Source organism: Agaribacter marinus (assembly GCF_030160655.1).
GTDB classification, from domain to species: domain Bacteria; phylum Pseudomonadota; class Gammaproteobacteria; order Enterobacterales; family Alteromonadaceae; genus Glaciecola; species Glaciecola marina.
This window is the reverse complement of sequence record NZ_BSOT01000005.1, coordinates 846904-871731: the sequence shown is the minus strand read 5'-3', so window position 1 is coordinate 871731 and position 24828 is coordinate 846904. Positions and strand designations below refer to the sequence as shown.

Sequence of the window (24828 nt, the reverse complement as noted above, 5' to 3'; positions counted from 1 at the left end):
TTCTATGCACTTTATAGATATATGTTAAAAAAGAAGCATTCACTCATACTTGCAGGAAAGTTGTTCAAATAAGTTGTAAGTATATAAATAATATAAGGTTTCCTCTTTAAATGGGTAGATCACTAGTTATAGTAGAGTCACCTGCGAAAGCAAAGACAATAAATAAATATTTAGGTAAAAACTTCATCGTGAAGTCGAGTGTCGGACATGTGAGAGATTTACCAACTAAATCTCTTGGCAAGGTTGCGCCTAAAAAACCTGCAAAAGAATTGAAGCAGTGGACGGATGCGAAGAAAGAAAAATATTTAAAGGAATATGAGTATAAAAAGTTAGTCGACAGGATGGGCGTTGATCCTCAAAACGACTGGCATGCGCATTATCAAGTACTACAAGGTAAAGAAAAAGTCGTTAATGAGTTACAAAAACTCGCAAAAGATGCTGACACTATCTATCTCGCAACCGACTTGGATAGAGAGGGAGAGGCTATTGCATGGCACCTGCAGGAATTGCTAAAAGACGATGACAAGCAGTTTCAGCGAGTGGTTTTTAATGAAATAACCAAAAGTGCTATTCAAGACGCATTTTCAAAACCCAGTGACGTTAATATTTCAAGAGTGAATGCCCAGCAAGCTAGACGCTTTCTAGATAGAGTTGTTGGGTTTATGCTGTCGCCGTTACTTTGGAAAAAAGTAGCAAGGGGCTTATCTGCTGGTCGAGTTCAATCGGTTGCAGTCAGACTGGTTGTTGAACGTGAAAGAGAGATTAAGGCCTTTGTGCCTGAAGAGTTTTGGGATGTTCATGCTGCCCTAAATACAGCAAAAGGCGATGCGCTTAACATGCTCGTTGCAAAGCGCGATGGCAAAGCATTCAAACCAGTGAGTAAATCTCAAACGGATGAAGCGGTAGCCGCGCTAGAGTCAAGCCACTATGAAATTGTAAGTAGAGATTCCAAGCCGACCCAAAGTAGGCCATCAGCCCCTTTTATTACGTCTACACTGCAACAAGCAGCGAGCACACGTTTAGGTTTTGGCGTTAAGAAGACAATGATGATGGCCCAGCGCCTATACGAAGCCGGGCACATTACTTATATGCGTACTGACTCGACCAACTTAAGTACCGAAGCGGTTGAAGCGTGTAGATCATATATTGGTAAACACTTTGGTGATAAATATATGCCAGCTAACGCTATACAGTATGGTAGCAAAGAAGGTGCGCAGGAGGCTCATGAAGCGATTAGGCCGAGTAATGTCGTTGTTAAGTCTGCTAGTCTGTCAGACATGGAGAAAGACGCTCAGCGCCTCTATGATTTAATCTGGCGCCAATTTGTCGCATGCCAAATGACAAATGCAAAATATGATTCAACGACTATTCGAGCGAATGCAATACCGACAAAAGAAAGTGGAGAATTTGAGTTAACAGTCAAAGGGCGTGTGCTCGTTTTTGATGGCTGGACGGCAGTACTTTCGCAGATAAAGAAAAAAGACGATAAAGAAGCAGAATTACCGAACGTGAAACCAGGCGATGCACTTATTCTACATGGCCTCGATCCCAAGCAACATTTTACTAAGCCAATTGCGCGATTTAATGAAGCATCGTTAGTTAAAGAATTGGAAAAGCGTGGCATTGGTCGTCCATCTACCTACGCGAATATTATCTCTACGATCCAAGACAGAGGATATGTTCGATTAGATGCAAAAAGGTTTTACGCTGAAAAGATGGGAGAGATTGTTAATGATCGCTTAGTAGATAATTTTTCTGACTTAATTAGCTATGATTTTACCGCGAATATGGAGCAACACCTCGACGATATAGCGCATGGAGAACTGAGTTGGAAACAGGTACTCGACCAATTTTATGAGAACTTTTCAAATAAACTAAGTAAAGCTGAATTGGATATTGATGAGGGCGGTATGCGCCCAAATCAAGCAGTCCCGGTTGATGTTGAATGCACAAAATGCGGACGACAAATGAATTTACGTACGGCTAGTACAGGCGTATTTTTAGGTTGTTCAGGTTACAACTTACCTCCAAAAGAACGTTGTACCACAACAATGAACTTGACGCCCGGTGAAGAAGTCGTAAGTGCGTCCGAAGAAGAGTTAGAAACCGAAGTATTAAGAGCTAAGAAGCGCTGTCCAATATGCGATACTGCAATGGACAGCTATTTGATTGATGAGAAACGTCGTTTGCATGTGTGTGGTAATACACCTTCTTGCACCGGTTTTGAGATTGAAGCCGGTACATTTAAGCTCAAAGGTTATGACGGGCCAATCATCGAATGTGATAAGTGTCAAAGCGATATGGAGCTTAAAAACGGGCGCTTTGGTAAGTATTTTGGCTGCACGAGTGAGACGTGTAAAAACACACGTAAATTACTAAAAAGCGGTGAGGCTGCACCACCAAAAGAGGATCCTGTGCACTTACCTGAACTTGAATGCGAAAACTCTGAGGCTTATTTTGTGTTGCGGGATGGCGCTGCTGGCATATTTTTAGCCGCATCTACGTTTCCTAAGTCTAGAGAAACGCGTGCGCCTCTAGTGAGTGAGCTAAAGCGCTTTAGAGAAAGAATATCCCCTAAATTTTATTATTTAGCCGACGCACCTGAAAAAGATCCTGATGGGAACCCCAGTATCGTTAGATATAGTCGCAAGACTAAACAACAGTATATAATGTCAGAAGAGAAGTCATCAGCGAAGGAAAAAAAGCCTAAAGCGTCAGGGTGGGCCGCATGGCATTCAAATGGGAAATGGGTGGTCGAAGATAAACGTAAAAAAGCAAAATAAATGGGCGTAATAACGTCCAAATAAATTTTATTATACAAAGAGTGATGCCAAATTAAGTTGTGTCACATCACTCTTTGTAAATTTTGTTTCGAGATTGATAGTGAATGTTTGTTAAAGATATTGACTAACTATACATACTATACCTAACTTGAATTTCTATTTTATAACCCCTTTTCTGAATTTACATCACGATGTTACCCCACTGTTATCAGTAAATGTAAAGACACATTTGCAAATCATTTGTAAGTTTTTATTACATAAGCAAGCTATTAGGTATGTTGTTGAAGCCATTTCCTGACTAGAAAATCATATTTAAATTTGCCTTTGTATTGGTAATTTAAATGATATGAGAAAATATACCCAAAACCTCTCACATATACCTTACGACTGGAATTAGGCATTTACTTTATTTGGTCTAAAGATTAACTTTATTGTTATAGCGCTTTAGCTAATTCATCAATAAAATCAATATTTTTTATATAAATTGAATAATTATGTATTTAATATTTTTTATTGTTTTTTTGTATCTCATTGTTAATTATATAAAAAATACTTAATCTTGATTTTTTCTTGTTTACAATAATATTGAAAATTGTTAACAAAAATAGTTGACACTTACCTCTTATGAATTTACATTTGTATAACAATAGCTGTAAATACAGAAACTTTATGAGGATTTCTTAAAACGACCTTTATAGTAAGCCATTCACACACTGGTTTTAAAACAGGCTTTTTTACAGATAGAACACACACAAGCTATTTACAAAATAAGCCACACACAAACATATAAACTACTAGGATTAGACAAAATGGTAGACGCACACAAGAAGTTTTATCTGAGCACTGTCTGTGCTGCTGTAATCTCTGCAATGGGCACAAATGTATATGCTCAAGAGAATGACGCAACACAAGAAGATGCTCCGGTAGCAGAAGACGTCGAAACGATTTCCGTGCAGGGATTTCGCGGCAGCTTAAAGAAAACCATCAACGATAAGAGATTCTCATCTAGCATCGTCGATACAATTAATGCTGAAGATATAGGCAAAAGCACAGACCAAAACATTGCTGATGCACTCGGTCGGGTTACTGGTGTTAGTATTGTTAGCCGTGACGGGGAAGGCGCTCAGGTAAGTATTCGCGGTGCTAGCTCTACGCAAAACAATATTTCGTTAAATGGACAGCAACTATCATCAACTGATTTTAACCAGAGTGTTGATTTAAGTTCATTTTCTGCTGATATTTTGTCTAAATTAGAGGTTTTTAAAACCTCAAGCGCTGATCAAGACGAAGGTTCACTAGGTGGCAGTGTGAACCTGATTACTGTTCGTCCACTGGATGTCGCTAACGACGTAGTGTCTGTTACTGCTCAAGGGCGTTTTAACGAATTATCTGAAGAGTATGATCACAAACTTCAGTTCACTACAACCAAAAAGTTCCTTGATGAAACTTTGGGTTTCGCGCTTTCTATAAGTGATGAAACAAACTCATATCGTAAAGACCAAGTCATTGCTAATACTTTCCGTCAATCAACAGATTATCGAGTCGCTACAGACTGGGATGGAAGAATCATCAACAATGTTAGAGCGATAGAACCGAGTGGCTTAGATTATCGCCTCAATCAGAATACCAGTGACAGACAAGGTGGTTCTTTAGGTATTCAGTACATTCTGGGTGACGTAACTGAATTGATGTTTAACGCGACATACAGCAAGCAAACTCGCGAAACCAACTACACTGGTCTTACTGTTCGTTTTCCTGGTCAAGAGAATTTTGTTGAGGGTGTTGTTCCGCTAAGTGACTCTACAAGTCTACCTGCGCCATTTACCGATCCACAACAAGACTGGTATCATGTTGATACGCGTACAAATTCCTTAGTTAGACGATTGGACCGTTTTGCTGTCGGTGATATCTCACGTTCTGATGGCGGAACAGAGAATACAAACAGTGCATTTTCACTAAATTTGACACATGAGTTTACTGATAATTTATTTATGAGTGCGCAAGTTGGTGTTTCTGATTCTAAATCAGAGAACTTACCGAATGCCTTTAGTAACCTTCAAAACTTTTTGCAGGTGCCTAACCAGCTAATTGAACAAGCAGGAAGAAATGTACAGCCAGTTGGTGTCGATTGTACAAGTGGCCAATGTATAATTGTTGCTGGAACTGAACTCATAGATATTGGTGAAAATATTGGTAACTACGATGAACTTCAAGACGACGGTAGCACTATCAATCGTCCTGGGTGGTTTGACAATTCTAATGTTCTAACAGGATTTAACCCTTCAGATCCTAATGCATTTTCATTGGGTAGTTTTACCGAAGACGCGGTCACAGTTGAAGACACAATAAAAAGCGCACAAGTCGATTTTGACTACGAGCTTTATGATTATGCAATTACAAAAATTGAGTTTGGTGCTAAGGTAACTAGTCGTGAAAAATTGGTTGATGACCAAGAATTTACTTTTAACTCGATTACAAAAAGTGAACCTGTTCAAAATAATGAAGGTGTTGTTATTGGCCGTCCTTCTGGCCCATTAAATAATATACGAGCGGTTGATATTTTAGATCCCAATGGGATCGGTGTCAGTGATTTTCTTGATTCGCTTGGTATTCCAAGATCGGGCATTACGCAAAATCCTACTATCATTGATGTACGTAGAGCGTTCGATCTAGTTTCTGATACAGACAGCTTGGTCAGGAATGTAGACAATACAGATACGCGCTCTACTGAAATTGATACACAGGCTGCATACTTAAAAGTTAACTTTGCCTTATTTGACGATAGGTTAACAGGTGATATAGGCCTGAGATATGTTAAGACCGATATCGAAACTGTAGGCTTTTCTGGTGGTAAATTCCATGATTTCCCTCAGCACGCGGATGAATCAGAATTTGATTGGCTTACATTAAAAGACTTACGAGATAGAAGTTTACCTGAATGTCCTGCGGCAACTTATATTGATCCCGACAACCGTTTACAATACGAAGAGAAATTTAGTCGTATTGATGGTACAGGGTGGGAGACTAATGGTAGTCCAGATCCAGCTGATTGGACACGTATCCCTGTATTTGATCCAAATGGCGATGGCATACAAGATGCTTGTCACGATGCTAATTATGCGGATTGGGCAGATGCGCAACGAAATGGCACTGAATATAATGGACCAGCAATTGGTTGGCAAACCATGTGGCGTTACGCGGATGTAACGGTAACATCTGATAATGGCTGGGATCCTACGCTTACATCACCAAATGTTGAGTGGAATGGCGTAACCGATGGCCGTTGGGCTAACTATACTGTACTAAATACACGAGATGCTTCGCTAGTATCTTTTCCAACGGCGGGTTCACATAGTTATACAAATGTACTCCCCAGTTTAAACCTGAATTACGCCATTAGTGATGAGCTAGTAGGTCGATTTGCTATTTCTCGTACAATGACTCGTCCAGAGTTAGAGGATACACGTGCGGGCTTTAGCTTTAATCAGCAATGGGCTACCTATTGGGGCGGCGGTCATCGTGACGATATTGGCCGAGGTACAGTTGACTTATTTAATACGCAATTAGAACCACTTGAGTCTGATAATTTAGATTTATCTTTGGAGTGGTATTTTAATCCTTCTTCTTATGTAAGTATTGCCTACTTCCAAAAAGATATTATCAACTTTGTTGAAACAGAATCTACCATTAACCAGTATATCGCTGATTTGAGACAAGTTGATGGCGTATTTGACCCTGCAGATCTGCGCTTAGAAGCTACTGATAGTGAAGCTGATAACTTTGGTCTAAATAATTGTTCACCAGTGAGAACAACCACAGACTTAGGTTTCCAAGGTAATGACCCTCTGGTTATTTCTGATGATTACAGAGATCTTTGTTTGCGTCATACGATAAATAACAAAATAAATGGGGACTCTGCATCGATTAAAGGTATTGAGCTTGGATATAGTCAAGTCTATGATTTCTTACCTGGCTGGATGAGTGGTCTTGGTGCAACTGTTAACTATACGTTCCAAGACAGTGAATACGAACAACAAGAATCAACGGTAATACCTGGAAGACTATTACCGTCTGCGCCAGTAGCAGATACGCCTAAGCATAGCTTTAATGCGACGGCATTTTGGGAACAAGATGGACATCAAGTGCGTCTAAGTTATCGTGCAACGTCTGATTCACTTGTTGGTGTCGACTGGAACCGAGGTCAAGACCAACGCGGTAGAACTTGGTTTGGTGGCTCAATTTGGAATGAAGGACGAGCAACACTAGATTTATCTATGTCATATCAGATAAATCCAGATATATCTGTTAACTTTCAAGCGATTAACCTGACTGACGAAGAGTACAGAACCTACTTTACAAGTAGAGAGTTGGAGGTTGACAGAGTGGTAGATCCTGAAACGCAAGCGGTTTCATTTCAAGCGTTTGAAGAAGGGAATCCACTTGAAGGTGACGCACCAACTGATCGTACATACGACAGATATAAAGTGGGTGCTATCTACCGTCTTGGTGTTCGCGTTAACTTTTAAAGATATTTTGGAGGAAGCCCAAACGGCTTCTTCCATCCCAAATTTGGTATGACATTATGAAAAATTTTAAAACTACATTAGTTGCGGCTGCTGTAAGTAGCTTCTTGTTCGGTTGCTCTGGTGATGACTACGATTTACCAGTAAAAGAAAATAACGTTGCGCCTACCGTAAATGGCAATATTAATATTACGGTTGGCGAAAAAGACATATTTCAATTTGTTGATTTACTTGCAGGGGCCGTTGATTTAGATGGTGATTTTCTTTCTGTAGAAAATATTTCGCCTTCTATCGCCGAGATTGACGCAATGTTGGGCGTGGATATTGACGGAAATCAACTGCTCCTTAGGCCATCTGAGCTAATTGATTCCTTAAATACTGGTGATACCGAGACAATGGTGTTTACGTTTGATGTGTCTGACGGTACGTTAAGTACGCCTCGTACTGCGACGATAAATATTACCGGTGAGGATTTTGCGCCAGTTATTGCAGAAGGGCGTCCGTTGTCCGGTAGTTTCATTAAAGATGTTAGTTTGGAAGAGTCTACATTAGATGCGCTTCAGGATATCACTGATGCTGATGGCGATGACTTAACTACTGGCAATTTAGTGGTTGGAGAGAATAATCCTTATGATTTAGTTGTTTCTTTGGAAAATAATCAGTTAGTCGTGGATGTTTCGTCCGTTGCGGATTTGATACCATCTGGACAATTGACTGAGTTTAATTTCACCTACGATATTATGGATGGTAATAACACAGTTTCTCGCAATATTGAGATAGGTGTCTTAGGTGTATCAGATTTACCTGGCGCGCCAGATATAGAAAATTACTTCCCTAGCAGTAACTTTGAAGAAGATTCGGGTGTACAAACAATTGATTTACTCGAAGGTATTTCGGACGAGGAAGGAAATGAAATACAAGTATCGAGCATAACGGTAGACGGTGTCGTGGGCTACGATGTCGGAATTTCTGTCGAAAATACTACCTTGTCTTTCGATACAGCAGCCTTTATTCATCATGCACGAAATGGCGGTACTGGCATCGTTGAAATAGCGTTTAATGTTGAAGATGACCAAGGTAATCAGTCTGATGGTAGGGTGGTTCATACTGTTACATTAACTGACAAGAATTTAAATCTTCTGGTTGATTTGGATAGAGATGGAAATGGCGAGTTAGATGTTGATTATAACTTTGAAGCTCAACGTGCATTGCCAGACTTTTTTGGTACAGGTGAAGTAACTGAAGACGCAGCGAGAACAGGTCGCTTTGGTTTGGCCTTAGACTCGACCGATAGCGGTCAGGATGGGTTTATTTTCAATCTACCGTCACTAGCTGCTAACAGCAGCTATTACGTGTCTTTGTGGGTCAAGCGCACAAATACCGCAGCAAATATACACTATAATGCCCAATCTAGTGCTGCTGGAAGAGCATGGTGGTCTGGCGGTGAGCGCGTTTCAACTGAAACAACTGATGTTTGGGAAGAAATTTACTTTAATATTAGTACTGCCGAAGGTACTGTCATACCAAGTGGTCAAATTGGTCGTGTATTGCCAGAGTTTGTTGACATAAATGATGCGGTCTTCTCGATTTTGGATGGTCCATCAGGTGATGAAACAAATAGCGTTAGCTTTTTTGATGATATTCGATTTGTCGACTATACAATTGAAACAACAAAAGATTTCGATGTTATTGCTGGTGACATGGGCTCCTTTGAAGATGCTTTAGCGGTACCTGGAACGAGTGAGGAAGGGGCTGTAGAAATATTAACTGGTATCGGTGTTGATGGTACAAATGGATTGAGAGTTAGTACTGATGCGTCGACAGTTATGGTGTCGATACCACTAATTGGAAAGTCTGTTCGAGCAGATGGACGTTATCGATTAAGTATGAATGTCAATTCTTTTGAAGCAGGTGCCGAAGGAAATGTAAGATACGCGGCGTATCTTAAAACAGCTTCTGGGCAAAGTTTACCTACGTATTTTACTGAGTTTGGTAACTGGGCAAGAGATGTATCTGTTATGATAAACTTAGATGAAAATACTCAGATTGACAGTCCAAATTGGGTAGATGAAGATGTTACCTTAGTCATTGAAGTGCCTAGTTCAAATGTTGCAGGTGATGCGACAGGCTTGAATTATAACTTCGACAATGTAACGTTGGATGTCGCCAGATAAATTCTGTATGAAGTGAAAAACCCACTTCGTGTGGGTTTTTTTTTCTCTAGTTTTTATCCATAGAGAGGATGTAATGGAAAGCTTTATAAAGTCTATTGTCATTGTTGGTGGCGGCACCGCTGGCTGGCTAACCGCGAGTATATTGGCTTCGCGTTTTTCCACACGAATTAAACATGATGAGTTAACCATTACCCTATGCGAATCGCCTAATATTCCAATTATTGGTGTTGGTGAAGGTACATGGCCTACCATGGCATCTACGTTGCGAGACATCGGCGTATCAGAAACAGATTTTTTTAGAGAATGTGAAGCCTCTTATAAACAAGGTTCTAAATTTGTCGAGTGGGACGAAGAAGCGTCGGGTGGTTTTTACTACCACCCATTTGAAGAGCTAAGGCAGGGGAGTAACGGCTCATTTGCTGAGTATTGGCTTTCTCAAAATTCAGACGAATCGTTTGCGAGACATTTTTCGTTGCAAGAAGCAATTTGTGAAGAAAACTTGGCACCCAAAAACATCACTGACCCTGAGTACAAAGCGAAGTCGAACTATGGCTATCACTTAAATGCAGCAAAATTTTCTGCATTTTTGCAAAAACACTGTATAAGTAAGCTGGGTGTTAAGCATATTTTGGCAGATGTAGAAGATGTTTTGATTAATACGGCGGGTAATATTGAAGCAGTTACGCTCAGCGGCAATAAATCCCTCAGCGGCGATTTATTTATTGACTGCACAGGTTTCAAGTCCTTATTGCTTGGTAAAGCTTTAAATGTCCCATTTAATCCAGTATCCGACCATTTATTTGCTGACACCGCGTTAGCGACTCAAGTAACGTACTCAAACAAAAGTAACGAGATCATGTCGTATACGCAGTCTACAGCGCAAAGTTCGGGATGGATTTGGGATATTGGTTTACCTACGCGCAGAGGCGTCGGTTATGTGTTCTCTAGTAAGTACGCATCTGTTGAACAAGCTAAATCTGCGTTATTGGCATATATAAAAAATACGGGTGGTGATACATCGGACTTAAACGTTAGAGAAATTAATTTTACTTCTGGCTACCGTGACAAGTTTTGGCACAAAAATTGTGTTGCTGTTGGTTTGTCTGCGGGGTTTTTAGAGCCTTTAGAAGCGTCTGCGTTGGTATTGGTCGAGTTATCTGCAATGAAAATAGCGGAACAATTACCGAGAACAAATGCCCTCATGCATTTAGCTGAGTCTCGTTTTAATAAGACGTTTCGTTATCATTGGAAACGGGCAGTAGACTTTTTAAAATTACACTATGTGTTAAGTCATCGCAATACGCCATTTTGGCAAGACAATCGTAACCCAGAATCCATTCCTGAAAGCCTACAAGAATTAATGCAGCTGTGGGAACACAAAGTGCCTGATGCTAATGATTTTGAACCAATTGGCGAACTGTTCAATTTTATGAGTTATCAGTTTGTGCTGTATGGTAATAAATTTAGTACGAAAACGCCCTTTACTGCAGATGAACATGCGGTGTCATTTGTTAAGTCTTATATTGAACAAAATAAAAAAAATCGAAAGCAAATTGTTGCTATGCTTCCTAGTAATAGAGAGCTTTTGGAAAAAATTTATAAATATGGTTTATCGACCATTTAATAAGAGAATTATATGAATAGTGATGGAATTGAGCTACTCGACAGCGTACGCCATAAAAATTTAAAAGTGGATACTTCGCTAGTCAACATACCTGTAAACCAAGTCAATGCGGCATATATTATCGTTAACGAAATTGCAAACCTGAGTCATGAATATCCAATATTTTTTCGGAAAGACGCCAATACAGGGCAATTTGGACTTGTTGTCTTATTGGGACTACATTCGGGTGAAAACTTGTTTATCAGAGACAACAAATGGCACGCAAATTATTTACCGTTAGACGTACTTAGAAGGCCATTTCAGGCAATGCTGAAAGAAGATGATAATTTTTCAGGTGGTCGTATAGCCATTGATATGCAGAGTGAGCAAGTAAAAGCAGGAAAAGGGGAAGCGTTATTCGATGATAGTGGTAACGAAACTGCTTATTTAGAGAGAGTGAAGCAAACTTTTTCTCAAATTATGGGAGGGGCAGAATATACCAAAGACTGCATGCAAAAGATGGCAAAACTGAATTTAATTGAATCTGTTAGCCTTAAATTTGATTCTGTTAGAGGCAAAGAGTTAGTGGTAAATGGCCTATATAGTATAAATAAGGACAATTTGGCAGCACTACATGGTGATGAACTTCAACTAGCGCACAACGAAGGTTTGCTGCAGATTGCCCACCTGATAATGAGCTCAGGTTCACATATTCAAAAGTTGATTAATTGGAGTAATGAATAGAGTTTTATACGTTATTCACGCACACAAATAAGGTAGTTATTGGAGATCTATAATGAACCGATTAAGTAAAATAGTATTAAGCACGAGCATATTAGTTTTTGGGTTTTCACTTCAAGCACAAATGATTTCAGTTGTAGAAGAAGGAAAGTCCGTATCACCTTATGAATTAAGCCTATCTTTTGGTAAAAAGGTGATTACTGATAAAAAGCAAAAGACGACGAAGGGCTCGCTAATTGCAACGCCTTTTTCCGACGATGGTATTTCGGGCGTACGTTTCAAATGGCGTCCTCGTGGTGTAAAAAATGAATGGGGAGGCGTTGATACTAACGTACAAACGATCACAGTCATTAATCGTCAAAGGCATGAAAATTTGGCCGATGACTATGCACAAAAGGCAATAAATGTGCGTACAAAGGTACTTCGTAAACCAGATGACTTCGTAAAATTAACAATGGAGTGTAATTGGGATTGGCAATGTCGTGATAGTGTGCAATTAAAAGGCGCATTGAGCCGATTACCAAAAGGCGAATGGTCCAACGTGACAATTCCTTTGGCTTGTTTTGACCAAAATAAAATTGATTTTTCAAAAGTAACTACGCCATTCATGTTGCAAACGTCAGGAAAGATGGAGCTAGAGATATCATCTATCAGCATTGTTACCTTAGATGAAGCCGTCACTAAGTGTTAGTGTAAATATAATAAGCATTTGAAGTGTTTTTTGCATTATTAATATGGATTGCCCAAATATGATGACGCAAGTTAGGTAAAACACTTCATACTTTATGCATAAGAGGGCGTTTATACTTTCTCTTTATGCCAGCGACCCAATTTTTGAAAATGTCCCATTGATACCAAAAGTAGGTGTATTGCCTGCAAGTACTCTTTGGATTGAAACTCCAAAATCACATCATCGCTGAGGGTTTTTAGTTTAGTTTCGCTGATAGAATATATTCCATCAAACCCAAGCGCTTTGTTATCTGCATCTTTTACCGTAACACGGATTTGTTCAATTAAGCCATGTGTTAATAACACCTCGATAAACTCTCCAGTTTTTTGGGTGCCTAGGTTTAGAGAAGAAAGCAGCTTTTGTATACGCATTAAATATTCGGTCGGTTTTCCGTCATCAGTGAATATGGAGTTACCATCATTCTCGTTTACTCTCGGATGATCTGTATCAAGCGTTACAACACTTCGTTTGTCGCTGTCAGATTTTACGCCACCAATAAAGAAGGGTTGTCTTTGAATATGCATTGGAATATATTGGGCACGCCATGTATCCCCATCTAAGTATAAATTCTCTCCTTTGTTGAAGCCCAAAATTGCATTTAATACAAATTTTCCAGTGCGACTATCTTTTAGAAAGCATATTGGATATTCAATACATAAAAAGCGTAATTCATCTGCTACAACGGGTAAAAAATGAGTGTTTTCTCCAAACGTCTCACCGTGACCGGTGTTTATTTTTAAACGTTTATGTTTAGACGGATCTAGTATTTGTTGTGCCATTAATTGCTACTCTAGTTGCGGTTAACAATAAAAAGCCCTTGGACATAAGTACAAGGGCTTAAATTTCTAGTATTCGTTAGAATTAAATTGCATTAATCAGTCGACGTTGGCCTTGTGATTGGTGCACTTACATTAGATTTTGCATTTGCAATAACTGCGGTCGTCAATTTACCGGTTAGTTGAATACGGTCACTATCCTGCATAATAGAATGACTTTCAGCCATATCAGGCATCGCAATGTTTTCTGGGCGAGCAGTCGGATGAGACGTGAACTTCCAACTTTGCCTGGTTTTAGCCGCAATTACATTGTCATTTACTTCAGTAATTGTTGCAGATGTAACGACACGTTCTTCACTTGTATCGTCCTCAAGCTGAATTTCAGCTTGAATAGGCGTATCATCATTCTTAGGCTCCACTGTTTTTGTCGCAGATGTGTCGGCATCAAATGACAACTCAGCTTGCGCATTACTAGTCGCGTTTTTGTCTAGCACATCTTCTTGTTTCGATTCTATCGGCGCATTAGATGAAGTTTCTTGTATTTCATGAGTATCACTCAGCGCACTTTCACTTTGTTCTTCCTCATTGCTAGTAACATTTTCATCTTTTGATTGTTTGCGTTTTTGTCCAGCAGCTCTAGCATGTCTAGGCGTGCGTCTTGTTCTTACTCTGCCTGTAGATTTTTCGTCATTAATACTTGTGTGCTCAACACTTGAAGCATCTGTTACTTCACTAGTTAGCATGCCCGACTTTTCATTGCCATCAAGTATAGCAGCACCTTGCGTAGATGCATTATCTACAATCGTGTCGCTCAATGTCGCTTCCGTTACATTTGGCGTAGCTGCATCGTCAGGAATGGCATCCTTTTTGGTGCGCGATTTTGTTTGCGTCTTTTTCGGTTTTTGCTTAACACTTGTGTCGTTTACTGAAGCATCTTTCGGGGCAGTCTTATTGTCAACGACTTGAATTTCAGCTGGCTGAGCATCTGAAGTATTCGTAACTGCTACTTGTGCATCATCCTTTACTCGTACACTAGGGCGTTCGCTACGTCTATTTCGTCTTTGCGCAGGTTTCTTCCGTTGCTGAGTTTTGTTCTGATTTTGTTTATCTTGTTCAGAAGATGATTTATCTTGCTTACCACGTTCTTGGTTAGCGCGATCTTGTCGTTGGTTTCTATCCACCTTATTGTGTTGTTCAGGCTTACTTCCATCTTTGGCGTCAACTTTTTCATTATTTCGTGAGTGCCGATTTTGCTTACCGCGAGTGTTTTGTCTCCGCTTGTTTTTGTTGTTTCTCCGGTGTTGTTGACGCTCTTTAGGTGCTGGCTTTTCTTCTTCTTTTTCTTTAAGTAAACTGCCAAACCAATCAAGCACTTTACTAATAAGGCCTGGTGCCTGCTTTTCTTCCTGCTTAACAACTACGGGAGCTTGTGTTGGTGCGGTCATGCCTTGTAGCGCTGGTTCTTCTCGCTTGACAACTTGCGTGTTTGCCGACTCTCTTACTTCTTCATTGGCTTGTACAAGTTCCAAGTTGTAACTTTGTTCCGTCAATACGTCTGCGGTACGACGTCTAACTATCTGGAACTTAGGTGTTTCTATATTTGGATTGGGAATAATAAGTAGATTAACGTCTTGGCGTTTTTCTAAACTTTGTACTGCTGCACGTTTTTCGTTTAGCAAGTATGTTGCTACAGATATTGGTAGTTGCGCTTCAATTTGCCCAGTATTATCTTTAATACTTTCTTCTTCAAGAATTCTAAGCACAGCTAATGCGGTGGATTCTATTCCTCGAATCGTACCATGACCGTCACATCGCGGGCATACCGTGTGGGCAGATTCTCCCAACGAAGGTCGTAAACGTTGGCGGCTCATTTCTAATAAACCAAAACGAGAAATTTTACCTAATTGAATACGTGCTCTATCGCTGCGAACAGCGTCCTTCATTCGGTTTTCAACTTCTCGTTGATGTTTAACAGGAGACATATCGATAAAATCGATCACAACTAAACCGCCTAAGTCGCGAAGACGTAATTGGCGTGCAATTTCGTCTGCGGCTTCCAAATTCGTATTTAGCGCGGTTTCTTCAATATCTCCACCCTTTGTTGCACGAGCGGAGTTGATGTCAATTGACGTAAGTGCTTCGGTGGGGTCAATAACGACGGAACCACCAGAAGGGAGGCGCACTTCTCTTTGAAACGCCGACTCAATTTGGCTTTCAATTTGATAATGTGAGAATAACGGGACTTCGCCGCGGTAAAGTTTTACCTTGTTGACAAAGTCAGGGCGCACCAATTCGATATGCTTTAGCGCCTGTTCATACACGCGCTCTTTATCAATAAGAATTTCGCCAATATCACGACGTAAATAATCTCGAATAGCACGGACAATAACATTACTTTCTTGGTGAATGAGGAATGGTGCAGGTCTAGATTCCGCCGCTTTAGAAATTTCTTCCCAATAATGTTTTAAGACACCCAAGTCCCACTTGAGCTCATCTGCAGATTTTCCTACACCGGCAGTTCTGACAATCAATCCCATGCCTTTGGGTTCTTCAATCTCGTCTAACGCTGCCTTAAGCTCGGCTCTTTCTTCGCCTTCAATGCGCCTAGAAATACCACCAGCTCTAGGGTTATTTGGCATCAACACTAAATAACTACCTGCCAACGATATGAAGGTCGTTAACGCAGCGCCTTTTTGTCCACGCTCTTCTTTATCAACTTGCACAATTACCTCAGTACCCTCTGAGATAACTTCTTTTATATTGGGTCGACCTTCGAATCGATAACCATCAGGAAAGTAAGTGCGAGCGATTTCCTTCATTGGTAGGAAACCATGACGATCAGCACCATAATCTACAAATGCAGCTTCTAAGCTAGGCTCTACGCGAGTAATGATACCTTTATAAATATTTGCTTTTTTTTGTTCGTGTCCAGGACTTTCAATATCCAAATCGTAGAGTTTTTGGCCATCTACAAGGGCTACACGTAACTCTTCTTGCTGAGTTGCGTTGATTAACATACGTTTCATATTGTCTAACTCTGTTTTATTACAGACCTAGCAGCAAATTAAATTTCATTTCAGAGTCTCACGACTGTGTTAGTTTTCATTGTTTATGTATTAGATTTCAATTGTTTATTGCTTAATATTCAAATACTTCTATTTTCAATACAATGTGCTTTTTGCACTAAATTCGCTGTTAGGTCTTTTTTTAACCCAAGACAACTAATAAATCTGGTTTCTTTTCTTCTTTCGTCATTAGTTGTCATAAAAATTCTATTGTGCTTAGGGCGTTATAGATTGCATGTTTGTAGCATCCCGCATTTAACCTGCCTTGCTTCTTTCATCGTTTCTTACATTTAACGTACTGAAAAAGCAAAATTTATTTAGGTCAATCCTAAGCCGTGCGATAATATCACAATATTTTTTTTTCACATATAGATTAAGACGTCAAATGTCGAATTATTTTACAACTTTTGAGTATTCATGACTGAAAAATTTCAACAAGTGCAGATTTTACACATAACGGAAGATAATCAATTTCAGCGGATTGATAACTTTTTAGTGACTAAATTAAAAGGGGTGCCTAAAAGTAAAGTATACCGCATACTTCGTAAAGGTGAGGTAAGGGTTAACAAAAAACGGATAAAACCAGACTATAAGTTACAAATTGACGACCAAGTAAGAGTGCCACCAATCCGTCTTGAAAGTAACGATGCAAAAAAATTACCGTCCAATAAAGTGGTTGAGTTACTGAATGACAGTATTTTGTATGAAGACGATAGGCTCATCGTCTTAAATAAACCCTCCGGTATTGCCGTACATGGTGGGAGTGGACTTAATTACGGTGTTATTGAAGGTTTAAGGGCGTCTCGAAAACAGCATGAGTTTTTAGAACTTGTACATCGACTTGATAGAGATACCTCTGGTTGTTTACTCATTGCGAAGAAACGTTCAGCCTTAAGATCGCTACATCAGCAGCTGAGAGACAATCAAGTAAACAAAATTTACCATGCATTAGTGCGAGGGTATTGGCCAAAAACAACCCAAAAGGTAGATGCTCCGCTATTCAAAAATACGCTGCAAGGCGGAGAGCGAATGGTGCAAGTTAACCCCGAGGGTAAAACAAGTCTTACACTATATAAGGTGCTTAGGGCTCACGAACGAATGTCACTAGTTGAATGTAAGCCGATTACCGGAAGAACACATCAAATCCGGGTGCACTGTTTACACGCAGGCCATCCAATTGCAAATGATAGCAAGTATGGAGACAAGCATTTTGATTTGATTGTAAAAGATCTTGATTGTAATCGCCTTTTTTTACATGCTTATCAAATTAGTTTTATTCACCCTCATACAGAGGAAAAGGTTACATTTACTGCACCTTATGACAAGCAGCTAAAAAATGTCGTCACAAAGTGGATGTAAATACATGGTGATGAAGTTTAGCCATATCGTCTTTGATTGGGATGGAACGCTGATGGACTCAGCAAATAAAATTGTGAGTTGTATGCAGTCTGCTGCAGCGTCTGCCAATTTGCCAATCCCCGCAGACAACGAAGTTAAGAACATCATTGGTATTAGCCTGATACCTGCAATTCAACGTTTATTTGATATAGATGTGAAGCAATCGGAAGAGGTATCTTTATATTACAAAACAGCATTTATTAAGGCAGATCACATACCGTGTCCTCTATTTGACACAGTCACTGAAACTTTGAGTGATTTGCAAAACCATTGCACACTTGGTGTCGCAACAGGAAAAGCACGGCGCGGTTTAGAGCGGGCTTGGCACGCGTGTAATTTGGCATCCTATTTTGATGCCTCCAGATGCGCGGATGAAGCACTGTCTAAACCATCACCAGACATGTTGTTACAATTACTAAATCAATGGCAAGTCGATGCAGAAAATGTATTAATGGTGGGTGATACCGTTTACGATATGCAAATGGCGGAAGCGATAAATATGCCAAGACTTGCAGTTTCGTATGGCGTACATAAAGCAGAAAGGTTATTAAAGCACGAGCCTATTGGCATCATTGATTGCTTTAGCGAAATAAAACAATATCTTAGGTAGTTATTAGTATGGATAATAAAAGTGTCGTTTATGAATCTCTTTTACAGCAAATTGCAGCCGTTACGCAAGGTGAAAACGACATCATCGCCAACTTAGCGAACATTAGCTCAATATTGTTTTATGGTTTGGACGATATAAATTGGGCTGGATTTTACCTATATAAAGAAGAACAGTTAGTGTTAGGGCCATTTCAAGGCAAATCTGCTTGCATTAGAATACCCATGGGCAAGGGCGTGTGTGGCACTGCGGCAGAAACTGAAACAGTACAAGTGATATACGATGTGCATACTTTCGATGGGCATATAGCGTGTGACTCTGCGTCAAACAGTGAAATCGTGTTACCCATAGTGACAAATACAGGCTTGGTTGGCGTATTAGATATCGATAGCCCGTCAGTAGGTCGATTTGATCAGCAAGATGCGGCTGGCTTGCTGCCGATCAGCAATTTAATTGCTACCTTGTACGATATCGCATAAACAGCAAAAATTAACGAGTAAATTTCCTTATATATGAAAGATGTAATTGATATCCATACATTATTGTCCACACCCGCAGACATGGAAGATTGGCATGATGACCCGGATGATGCTAGCGACGCCCTTAATATGGTCCTGCATCTTACGTATGATAGAGCAGACGATGATATTGATAGCGATAAGTTAAACGAAAAACTAGCTGAGGTTTGGGAAAAATGGCATACGGACGCTAATTTAACCGATGTTGATGCAGATGATTTGGTCGATTGGGTGGATCATCTGCTGAATAACTGAAATAATGCAAATATAAACGCGAGACTAAAAGTTACTATAGATACGATTGATGGAACAGCAAAAGCTAACAAATACAAAAGAAACACTCACATTTTTGTCCGAAAAATTTCCAAAATGTTTTATTTTAAATGGAGACGTTAAGCCATTAAAGATTGGAATATTTAAAGACTTGGCGTCTGAGTTTGAAGAAACTGAGATTGTCAGCAAGCGCTTGCTGAGAATGAGTTTGAGGCACTATACCAGTAGTTGGAAATATTTAGGTGCGGTTAAGCAAGGCAATGCGCGAGTTAACTTAAATGGCGAACCGGGTGATAAGGTTGAGGCAGAACATGCTGAGCACGCTGCAGAACAACTAAAAGAAAGTAAAAAGCGAGCTGCCGAGAAACGTGAACAAGAAAAGGCGGATAAACGCAAAGCACGAAACCCTAAATTTAAACATAGCCGCACAAATGCTTCGGCACCCAAGTCAACAAATGATAAAGAAGTTAAAGCAAAAACAACTAGTTTTAAACAACGTGCTGCAAAACCACAAGCAGTAAAAATCGAAGAACAAGACTTAAAGCCCGGTCTCAATGTATCTGTAAAGGTTGGTAAACAGCCAATGCCTGCCGTTATTACTGAAGTAGGTAAAGACGGTATATTTGTGCAACTTAATTCAGGAATGTCAGTCAAAGTTCAGCATGAGCAATTGAGAACACTGGTTAAAAATTAATAGAGGTAATTTAATGAGATTACAGCGTTTCACAGCTACAAAGCTGTTTTTAGCAAGCACGATATTTGGATTAACGACTTTTGCATCATCTCAAGTGCTTGCGAAAGTCGCTTCTGAATCGGTTGAAATTCCCAGCTTAGCACAAGAAGAACAGCACGCCAAAGCTGCAACGCGTATCTCAGAATTGTTTACTCGCGCACATTATAAAAAAGTCAAAATTGATGATGCGTTGTCTGAAAAAATGTTTACGAGATATTTGGAATCCCTAGATAACAGTAAGCATTTCTTTTTAGCGTCTGATGTCAGCGTGTTTGAAAAAAACAAGTTAAAGTTTGATGAGGCGGTAAAAGTAGGTAATTTGGATATTGCATACGAGATGTACGAACTCAACTTAGAGCGCAGGAAGGCTAGGTTAGAGTATGCGTTGTCATTATTGGACGAGAAATTTGATTTTAGTGAAGCTGATGACAAGTTTTACTATGATCGTGAAGACGCGGAATGGGCGTCTAACGTTAAAGAGTTAAATGAAATTTGGCGACAGCGTGTAAAGTATGATGCCTTGAATTTGGTGTTAGCTGACAAAACTATCGAAGAAGCTAAGGAACTACTGACTAAACGATACAAACGTGCTATTCGACGCTTAAGTCAAACGAACAGTGAGGATGTTTTCCAGACTGTTATGAATTCATTTGCGCGCAGTATTGAAGCACATACGAGTTATCTGTCTCCAAGAAATACCGAACGATTCCAAATGGACATGAACTTATCACTTGAAGGCATCGGTGCAGTGCTGCGTAGTGAAGACGACCATACGGTTGTCGTAAGTGTTGTTGCTGGCGGCCCTGCAGATAAAAATGGGGAAATTAAGCCTCAAGATAAGATATTGGGTGTTGCACAAGATGATGAGGAAGTCTACATCGACGTTGTTGGATGGCGCTTAGATGAAGTGGTTGAACTGATAAAAGGTCCCAAGGGTAGTTTAGTTAAACTGCAAGTACAAAAAGGTGGAACTGACACCAAAAAAGTCGTCGATATCGCAATTACCAGAGACAAGGTTAAGCTCGAAGACAAAGCCGCTAAATCAGATGTGATAGAGCAAGAAGATGGCAGGAAGATTGGTGTGATTGAGATCCCTTCTTTTTATCACCGTTTGCATGCTGATGTGATTAAGTTACTTGATGAGTTAGAAACGAAACAAGTGCAAGGTATTATTGTAGACTTACGAGGCAATGGTGGTGGTTCATTGCCCGAAGCAATTGCACTTTCAGGTTTGTTCATTGATAAAGGGCCTGTTGTTCAAATTAGGCGCGAAAACGGTCATATTGAAATTAATAGAGATCGTGATGGTATTGTCATGTATGACGGCCCGCTAACCGTGCTGGTAGACCGTTTTAGTGCCTCAGCGAGTGAGATTTTTGCTGCGGCTATGCAAGACTTTAATCGCGCGATTATTATTGGCGAGCAAACCTTTGGTAAAGGTACTGTTCAGCAGCATCGTTCACTTGGTCGTATTTACGATTTTTACGAAAACAAACTCGGCGCGGTGCAATATACGATGGCTAAATTTTATCGTATTAGCGGGGGGAGTACGCAACATAAAGGTGTGAAACCAGATATACTCTACCCAACCGCTATTGACCCTGAAGAGTGGGGAGAGAGTAAAGAAGAAAATGCGCTACCTTGGGATAAAATCAAGCGAGCTAACTATACAACCGTGACAAATAGCCACAACATGTTGGACGTGTTAACAGCGAAGCATAATGCACGAATTGCGAATGATCCTGAGTTTCAATATATATACAAAGACATAGAAGAATATAAAAAGAATAAAGACAAGAAGTTTATTTCATTGGTTGCCTCAGAACGAAAAGCTGAAAGCAAGGAAAATGATACGAAGCGACTTACTAGAATAAATGAACGACTAGAGCGTATGGGCTTAGCTAAGATTGAATCATTAGACGATGATTTACCGGAGCAGTTAGATGATATAGACCCATTTTTAACTGAAGCAGTAAATATTACTAATGATATGATCAAAACAGGTAGTTATGCACTAAATACACGCTCATAGTTAAAAACGCTCTGGAAAAATAACAATAATAATAAAGAGGTTTTTATGGCTTCGAGAGGGCATTTCTCTTCGCGGTTGGGGTTTATCCTAGCCGCTGCAGGATCTGCCGTTGGCCTTGGCAATATATGGGGATTTCCCACAAAGGTTGCTGAGAACGGCGGCGCTGCTTTTATCTTAATGTATTTGGGTATGGCATTTTTACTTGCATATCCTGTATTGATGGCTGAGTTGATCATTGGTCGTGCTAAACGTGCGAACATGATTGATGCGCTTAAAAGTATCTCCGGCAACGTATTTGGTACGATAACGGGTAGTGTTGGCGCTATCACTGTTGTACTTATTTTAGCTTTTTATGCAATTGTTGCTGGCTGGATGATGTCGTATTTAGTCGATGCATTTTTAAGCATCTTAACAGTGGATGTTCCCTGGTTAATCGAATCGTCAACTCCTCGCAATTTAGTCTTCATGGCTGTATTTTTAATCTTTACCAGTGTTGTCGTCACCGGGGGCGTCAGCGCGGGTATTGAGCGTTGGTCAGTTAGACTAATGCCAACGCTCTTTTTATTGATCATAGCGCTAATCATATACGTCAGTACCCAAGACGGCGCTATTGATGGCTGGAAGGCGTTGCTAGTGCCTGATATTTCAAGAGTGTTTAGTCCGACCTTAATGCTTGATGCAATGGGACAAGCCTTTTTCTCTATGTCACTCGGCGTAGGCACCATGTTGGTGTATGGTTCATACATTCAGAAACAAGAAAACTTACCTAAGTTAGGTGCGTCTGTCGCCTTAGTTGATATTGGCGTCGCGATTCTTGCTGGCATGCTCATTATTCCAGCAATGTATGTTGCCTTGCACAACGGCGTAAGCATATTGGATGAAGGGGGTAACTTGATTTCTGGACCTACCTTAATTTTTCAAGTACTCCCGTCTCTATTCGATAGTATTGGTTACGTGGGAACAATTGTTGCCAGCGCGTTTTTCCTATTAATGGTTATTGCTGCATTAACGTCGTCTATTTCTATGCTTGAAGTGCCAGTGGCATTCTTGGTTGATAACAAAGGCGTCGCGAGAAAAAAAGCGACATTAATTCTTACCGCGGTGGTTTTCGCAGCAAGTGCTACCATTGTCTTGAATTTTAATGCCTTATTTGGTGTCGTTATCACCGTCACTACAGAATACAGTCAGCCACTACTCGGCTTAATACTCTGTATCTTTGCGGGATGGATTTGGAATAGAAATGAAATCCTTGAAGAGTTGAAACATGGCGATGAGCACGCAGATAAAACGTTATTTTGGAAAATTTGGCCTTGGTACGTGAAAATTTTCTGTCCTGCCTTTATTGCAATCAACTTCTATTTTTCGGTATTTTAAACCATGCAAGAGCCAACACAAAAAGCATTACCTCTTAAAGAGCCATCGCTGGTAGATTCTTTAATTCCCATTGTTTTTCTGGTTATCCTTATGGGAAGTGCAGTGTATTTATTTGGTGCTGATTCTTCCTACGGACCAAATCAAATTGCCTTACTTATCGGAATGTTCATCGCCGCAACAATTGGCTTAAAAAATGGCCATTCTTGGAAGTCGATAGAAAAGGGCATTGTGACTGGCATATCGATGTCACTCGGCGCTTGTTTAATTTTATTAGCCGTAGGATCGCTCATTGGCACATGGATGCTAGCTGGCACCGTGCCCACCTTGATTTATTACGGCCTATCACTGCTAAATCCAAGTCTATTTTATGCAGCAGCATGTATTATTTGTGCAGTGGTGGCAATGAGTATTGGTAGCTCATGGACGACGGCAGCCACCATTGGTGTCGCTCTCATTGGTGTTGCAACTGGTATGGATATGTCGTTACCTATTACGGCTGGCGCGATTGTCTCTGGTGCGTATTTTGGTGATAAACTATCGCCACTGTCTGAAACAACAAACCTAGCCCCCGCCATCGCCGGTACAGATTTGTTTGAACATATCAAGTATATGTTATGGACAACTGTCCCCAGCTTTATTATTGCGATGGTCTTGTTCGTCATATTGGGCTTACAAGAAGACGTGGGTAATTCTGACGTGCGTATTGCAGAAATGCGAACGTTGTTAGAACAGAATTTTAATATCGCTTGGTATACGCTTATTCCATTATTTGTACTATTGGCATTGGCGATAAATAAAATGCCTGCGTTCCCTGCGGTTGCTATTGGCGCCGCGCTCGGTGGAATCTGGTCGATGCTATTTCAACAAGATGTTGTGTTAGGCATGTTAGAAAATCAGCACGGCAATTTTATTACGAGCTTACAAGTTGTTTGGGTTGCGATGTTTGACGGCGTAAGTTTTTCCACGGGAAATGGTAACTTAGATGACCTCTTGTCGAGAGGAGGCATGTCGAACATGCTGAATACTATTTGGTTAATCATTTGCGCCATGTCATTTGGCGCTGTATTGGAACGCGTTGGGTTGTTAAAAGCAATTGTGTCTGCAATTCTAAAAGGTGCTACCACCGCTGGAGATATGGTTACGCGAACAATTTTGACCTGTATTGGTACCAACCTAGTTACTGCTGACCAATACATTGCTATCGTAATGCCGGGGCGCATGTATAAAGAAGAATATGAAAAACGCCATCTTCACCAGTTAAATTTATCTCGTAGCTTAGAGGATGGGGGCACGATTACGTCACCGTTGATTCCTTGGAATACCTGTGGCGCTTATATGCACGGTGTACTTCAAGTCAGTCCACTTGACTATGTTTTTTATGCATTCTTTAACCTTATTAATCCGGTGCTAGCCGTGATTTACGCTTTCTTCGGTATCAAAATTTTAAGGCTAACACCGCCAAAAGTTGAGATAGCAAAATAATTTTCAGGAATATTCA

16 protein-coding genes are annotated in these 24828 nt (G+C 40.2%); 14 read left to right on the top strand and 2 right to left on the bottom strand.

Going from position 1 to position 24828, the window contains the following annotated elements:
* The first annotated feature begins 110 nt into the window (after positions 1–110).
* The 6 genes from topA to QQK00_RS05365 all read left to right on the top strand — a co-directional run bounded on the left by topA (position 111) and on the right by QQK00_RS05365 (position 12515).
* The gene (gene topA, locus QQK00_RS05390; RefSeq protein WP_284216455.1) at positions 111–2783 is read left to right on the top strand and encodes a type I DNA topoisomerase; all 2673 of its coding nucleotides are present in this window, start codon (positions 111–113) and stop codon (positions 2781–2783) included.
* 809 nt (positions 2784–3592) lie between these two features.
* The gene (locus tag QQK00_RS05385) at positions 3593–7309 is read left to right on the top strand and encodes a TonB-dependent receptor domain-containing protein (protein ID WP_284216454.1); all 3717 of its coding nucleotides are present in this window, start codon (positions 3593–3595) and stop codon (positions 7307–7309) included.
* A 56-nt stretch (positions 7310–7365) separates the two neighbouring features.
* Positions 7366–9480, top strand: coding sequence for a VCBS domain-containing protein (locus QQK00_RS05380; RefSeq protein ID WP_284216453.1), 2115 nt, complete (start codon positions 7366–7368; stop codon positions 9478–9480).
* Between the two features lie 73 nt (positions 9481–9553).
* Entirely contained in the window at positions 9554–11104 is a 1551-nt protein-coding gene (locus QQK00_RS05375) for a tryptophan halogenase family protein (RefSeq protein WP_284216452.1), read from the top strand.
* Positions 11105–11116: 12 nt separating this feature from the next.
* On the top strand, positions 11117–11827 hold the full coding sequence (locus QQK00_RS05370; protein WP_284216451.1) for a SapC family protein: 711 nt from the start codon (positions 11117–11119) through the stop codon (positions 11825–11827).
* Between the two features lie 52 nt (positions 11828–11879).
* Positions 11880–12515 (top strand): putative glycoside hydrolase, encoded by a 636-nt coding sequence (locus QQK00_RS05365; protein WP_284216450.1) that lies wholly within the window; start codon positions 11880–11882, stop codon positions 12513–12515.
* Between the two features lie 110 nt (positions 12516–12625).
* Here QQK00_RS05365 and QQK00_RS05360 read toward each other — a convergent pair whose 3' ends face one another.
* A complete protein-coding gene (locus QQK00_RS05360; protein WP_284216449.1) occupies positions 12626–13333 on the bottom strand; it encodes a SapC family protein in 708 nt (235 codons plus the stop codon).
* Between the two features lie 92 nt (positions 13334–13425).
* A complete protein-coding gene (gene rne / locus QQK00_RS05355) occupies positions 13426–16347 on the bottom strand; it encodes a ribonuclease E (protein ID WP_431307731.1) in 2922 nt (973 codons plus the stop codon).
* 465 nt (positions 16348–16812) lie between these two features.
* On the opposite strand from rne, the gene rluC reads away from it, so the two are divergent.
* The 8 genes from rluC to nhaC are packed head-to-tail and all read left to right on the top strand — an operon-like array spanning position 16813 to position 24812.
* Positions 16813–17754, top strand: a complete 942-nt coding sequence (gene rluC, locus QQK00_RS05350; protein WP_284216447.1) for a 23S rRNA pseudouridine(955/2504/2580) synthase RluC — start codon at positions 16813–16815, stop codon at positions 17752–17754.
* Positions 17732–18403: an HAD family hydrolase gene (locus QQK00_RS05345; protein ID WP_284216446.1), complete on the top strand. Its 672-nt coding sequence runs from the start codon at positions 17732–17734 to the stop codon at positions 18401–18403. The genes rluC and QQK00_RS05345 overlap by 23 nt, the downstream gene beginning before the upstream one ends.
* Before the next feature lie 8 nt (positions 18404–18411).
* Positions 18412–18879, top strand: coding sequence for a GAF domain-containing protein (locus tag QQK00_RS05340; protein WP_284216445.1), 468 nt, complete (start codon positions 18412–18414; stop codon positions 18877–18879).
* A 33-nt stretch (positions 18880–18912) separates the two neighbouring features.
* Positions 18913–19173: a hypothetical protein gene (locus QQK00_RS05335; protein WP_284216444.1), complete on the top strand. Its 261-nt coding sequence runs from the start codon at positions 18913–18915 to the stop codon at positions 19171–19173.
* Between the two features lie 49 nt (positions 19174–19222).
* Positions 19223–19885, top strand: coding sequence for an RNA chaperone ProQ (gene proQ / locus QQK00_RS05330; RefSeq protein ID WP_348521139.1), 663 nt, complete (start codon positions 19223–19225; stop codon positions 19883–19885).
* 13 nt (positions 19886–19898) lie between these two features.
* Complete coding sequence (gene prc / locus QQK00_RS05325; RefSeq protein WP_284216442.1) at positions 19899–21956, top strand: carboxy terminal-processing peptidase; 2058 nt, start codon at positions 19899–19901, stop codon at positions 21954–21956.
* 45 nt (positions 21957–22001) lie between these two features.
* The gene (locus QQK00_RS05320) at positions 22002–23330 is read left to right on the top strand and encodes a sodium-dependent transporter (RefSeq protein ID WP_284216440.1); all 1329 of its coding nucleotides are present in this window, start codon (positions 22002–22004) and stop codon (positions 23328–23330) included.
* Between the two features lie 3 nt (positions 23331–23333).
* Positions 23334–24812: a Na+/H+ antiporter NhaC gene (gene nhaC, locus QQK00_RS05315; protein WP_284216439.1), complete on the top strand. Its 1479-nt coding sequence runs from the start codon at positions 23334–23336 to the stop codon at positions 24810–24812.
* Positions 24813–24828: the final 16 nt, after the last annotated feature.

What these genes read in the sequence shown, in the direction of transcription:
- topA (WP_284216455.1), top strand. Translation starts at nt 111, where the DNA reads ATGGGTAGATCACTAGTTATAGTAGAGTCACCTGCGAAAGCAAAGACA.
- QQK00_RS05385 (WP_284216454.1), top strand. Translation starts at nt 3,593, where the DNA reads ATGGTAGACGCACACAAGAAGTTTTATCTGAGCACTGTCTGTGCTGCT.
- QQK00_RS05380 (WP_284216453.1), top strand. Translation starts at nt 7,366, where the DNA reads ATGAAAAATTTTAAAACTACATTAGTTGCGGCTGCTGTAAGTAGCTTC.
- QQK00_RS05375 (WP_284216452.1), top strand. Translation starts at nt 9,554, where the DNA reads ATGGAAAGCTTTATAAAGTCTATTGTCATTGTTGGTGGCGGCACCGCT.
- QQK00_RS05370 (WP_284216451.1), top strand. Translation starts at nt 11,117, where the DNA reads ATGAATAGTGATGGAATTGAGCTACTCGACAGCGTACGCCATAAAAAT.
- QQK00_RS05365 (WP_284216450.1), top strand. Translation starts at nt 11,880, where the DNA reads ATGAACCGATTAAGTAAAATAGTATTAAGCACGAGCATATTAGTTTTT.
- QQK00_RS05360 (WP_284216449.1), bottom strand. Translation starts at nt 13,333, where the DNA reads ATGGCACAACAAATACTAGATCCGTCTAAACATAAACGTTTAAAAATA.
- rne (WP_431307731.1), bottom strand. Translation starts at nt 16,347, where the DNA reads ATGTTAATCAACGCAACTCAGCAAGAAGAGTTACGTGTAGCCCTTGTA.
- rluC (WP_284216447.1), top strand. Translation starts at nt 16,813, where the DNA reads ATGACTGAAAAATTTCAACAAGTGCAGATTTTACACATAACGGAAGAT.
- QQK00_RS05345 (WP_284216446.1), top strand. Translation starts at nt 17,732, where the DNA reads ATGTCGTCACAAAGTGGATGTAAATACATGGTGATGAAGTTTAGCCAT.
- QQK00_RS05340 (WP_284216445.1), top strand. Translation starts at nt 18,412, where the DNA reads ATGGATAATAAAAGTGTCGTTTATGAATCTCTTTTACAGCAAATTGCA.
- QQK00_RS05335 (WP_284216444.1), top strand. Translation starts at nt 18,913, where the DNA reads ATGAAAGATGTAATTGATATCCATACATTATTGTCCACACCCGCAGAC.
- proQ (WP_348521139.1), top strand. Translation starts at nt 19,223, where the DNA reads ATGGAACAGCAAAAGCTAACAAATACAAAAGAAACACTCACATTTTTG.
- prc (WP_284216442.1), top strand. Translation starts at nt 19,899, where the DNA reads ATGAGATTACAGCGTTTCACAGCTACAAAGCTGTTTTTAGCAAGCACG.
- QQK00_RS05320 (WP_284216440.1), top strand. Translation starts at nt 22,002, where the DNA reads ATGGCTTCGAGAGGGCATTTCTCTTCGCGGTTGGGGTTTATCCTAGCC.
- nhaC (WP_284216439.1), top strand. Translation starts at nt 23,334, where the DNA reads ATGCAAGAGCCAACACAAAAAGCATTACCTCTTAAAGAGCCATCGCTG.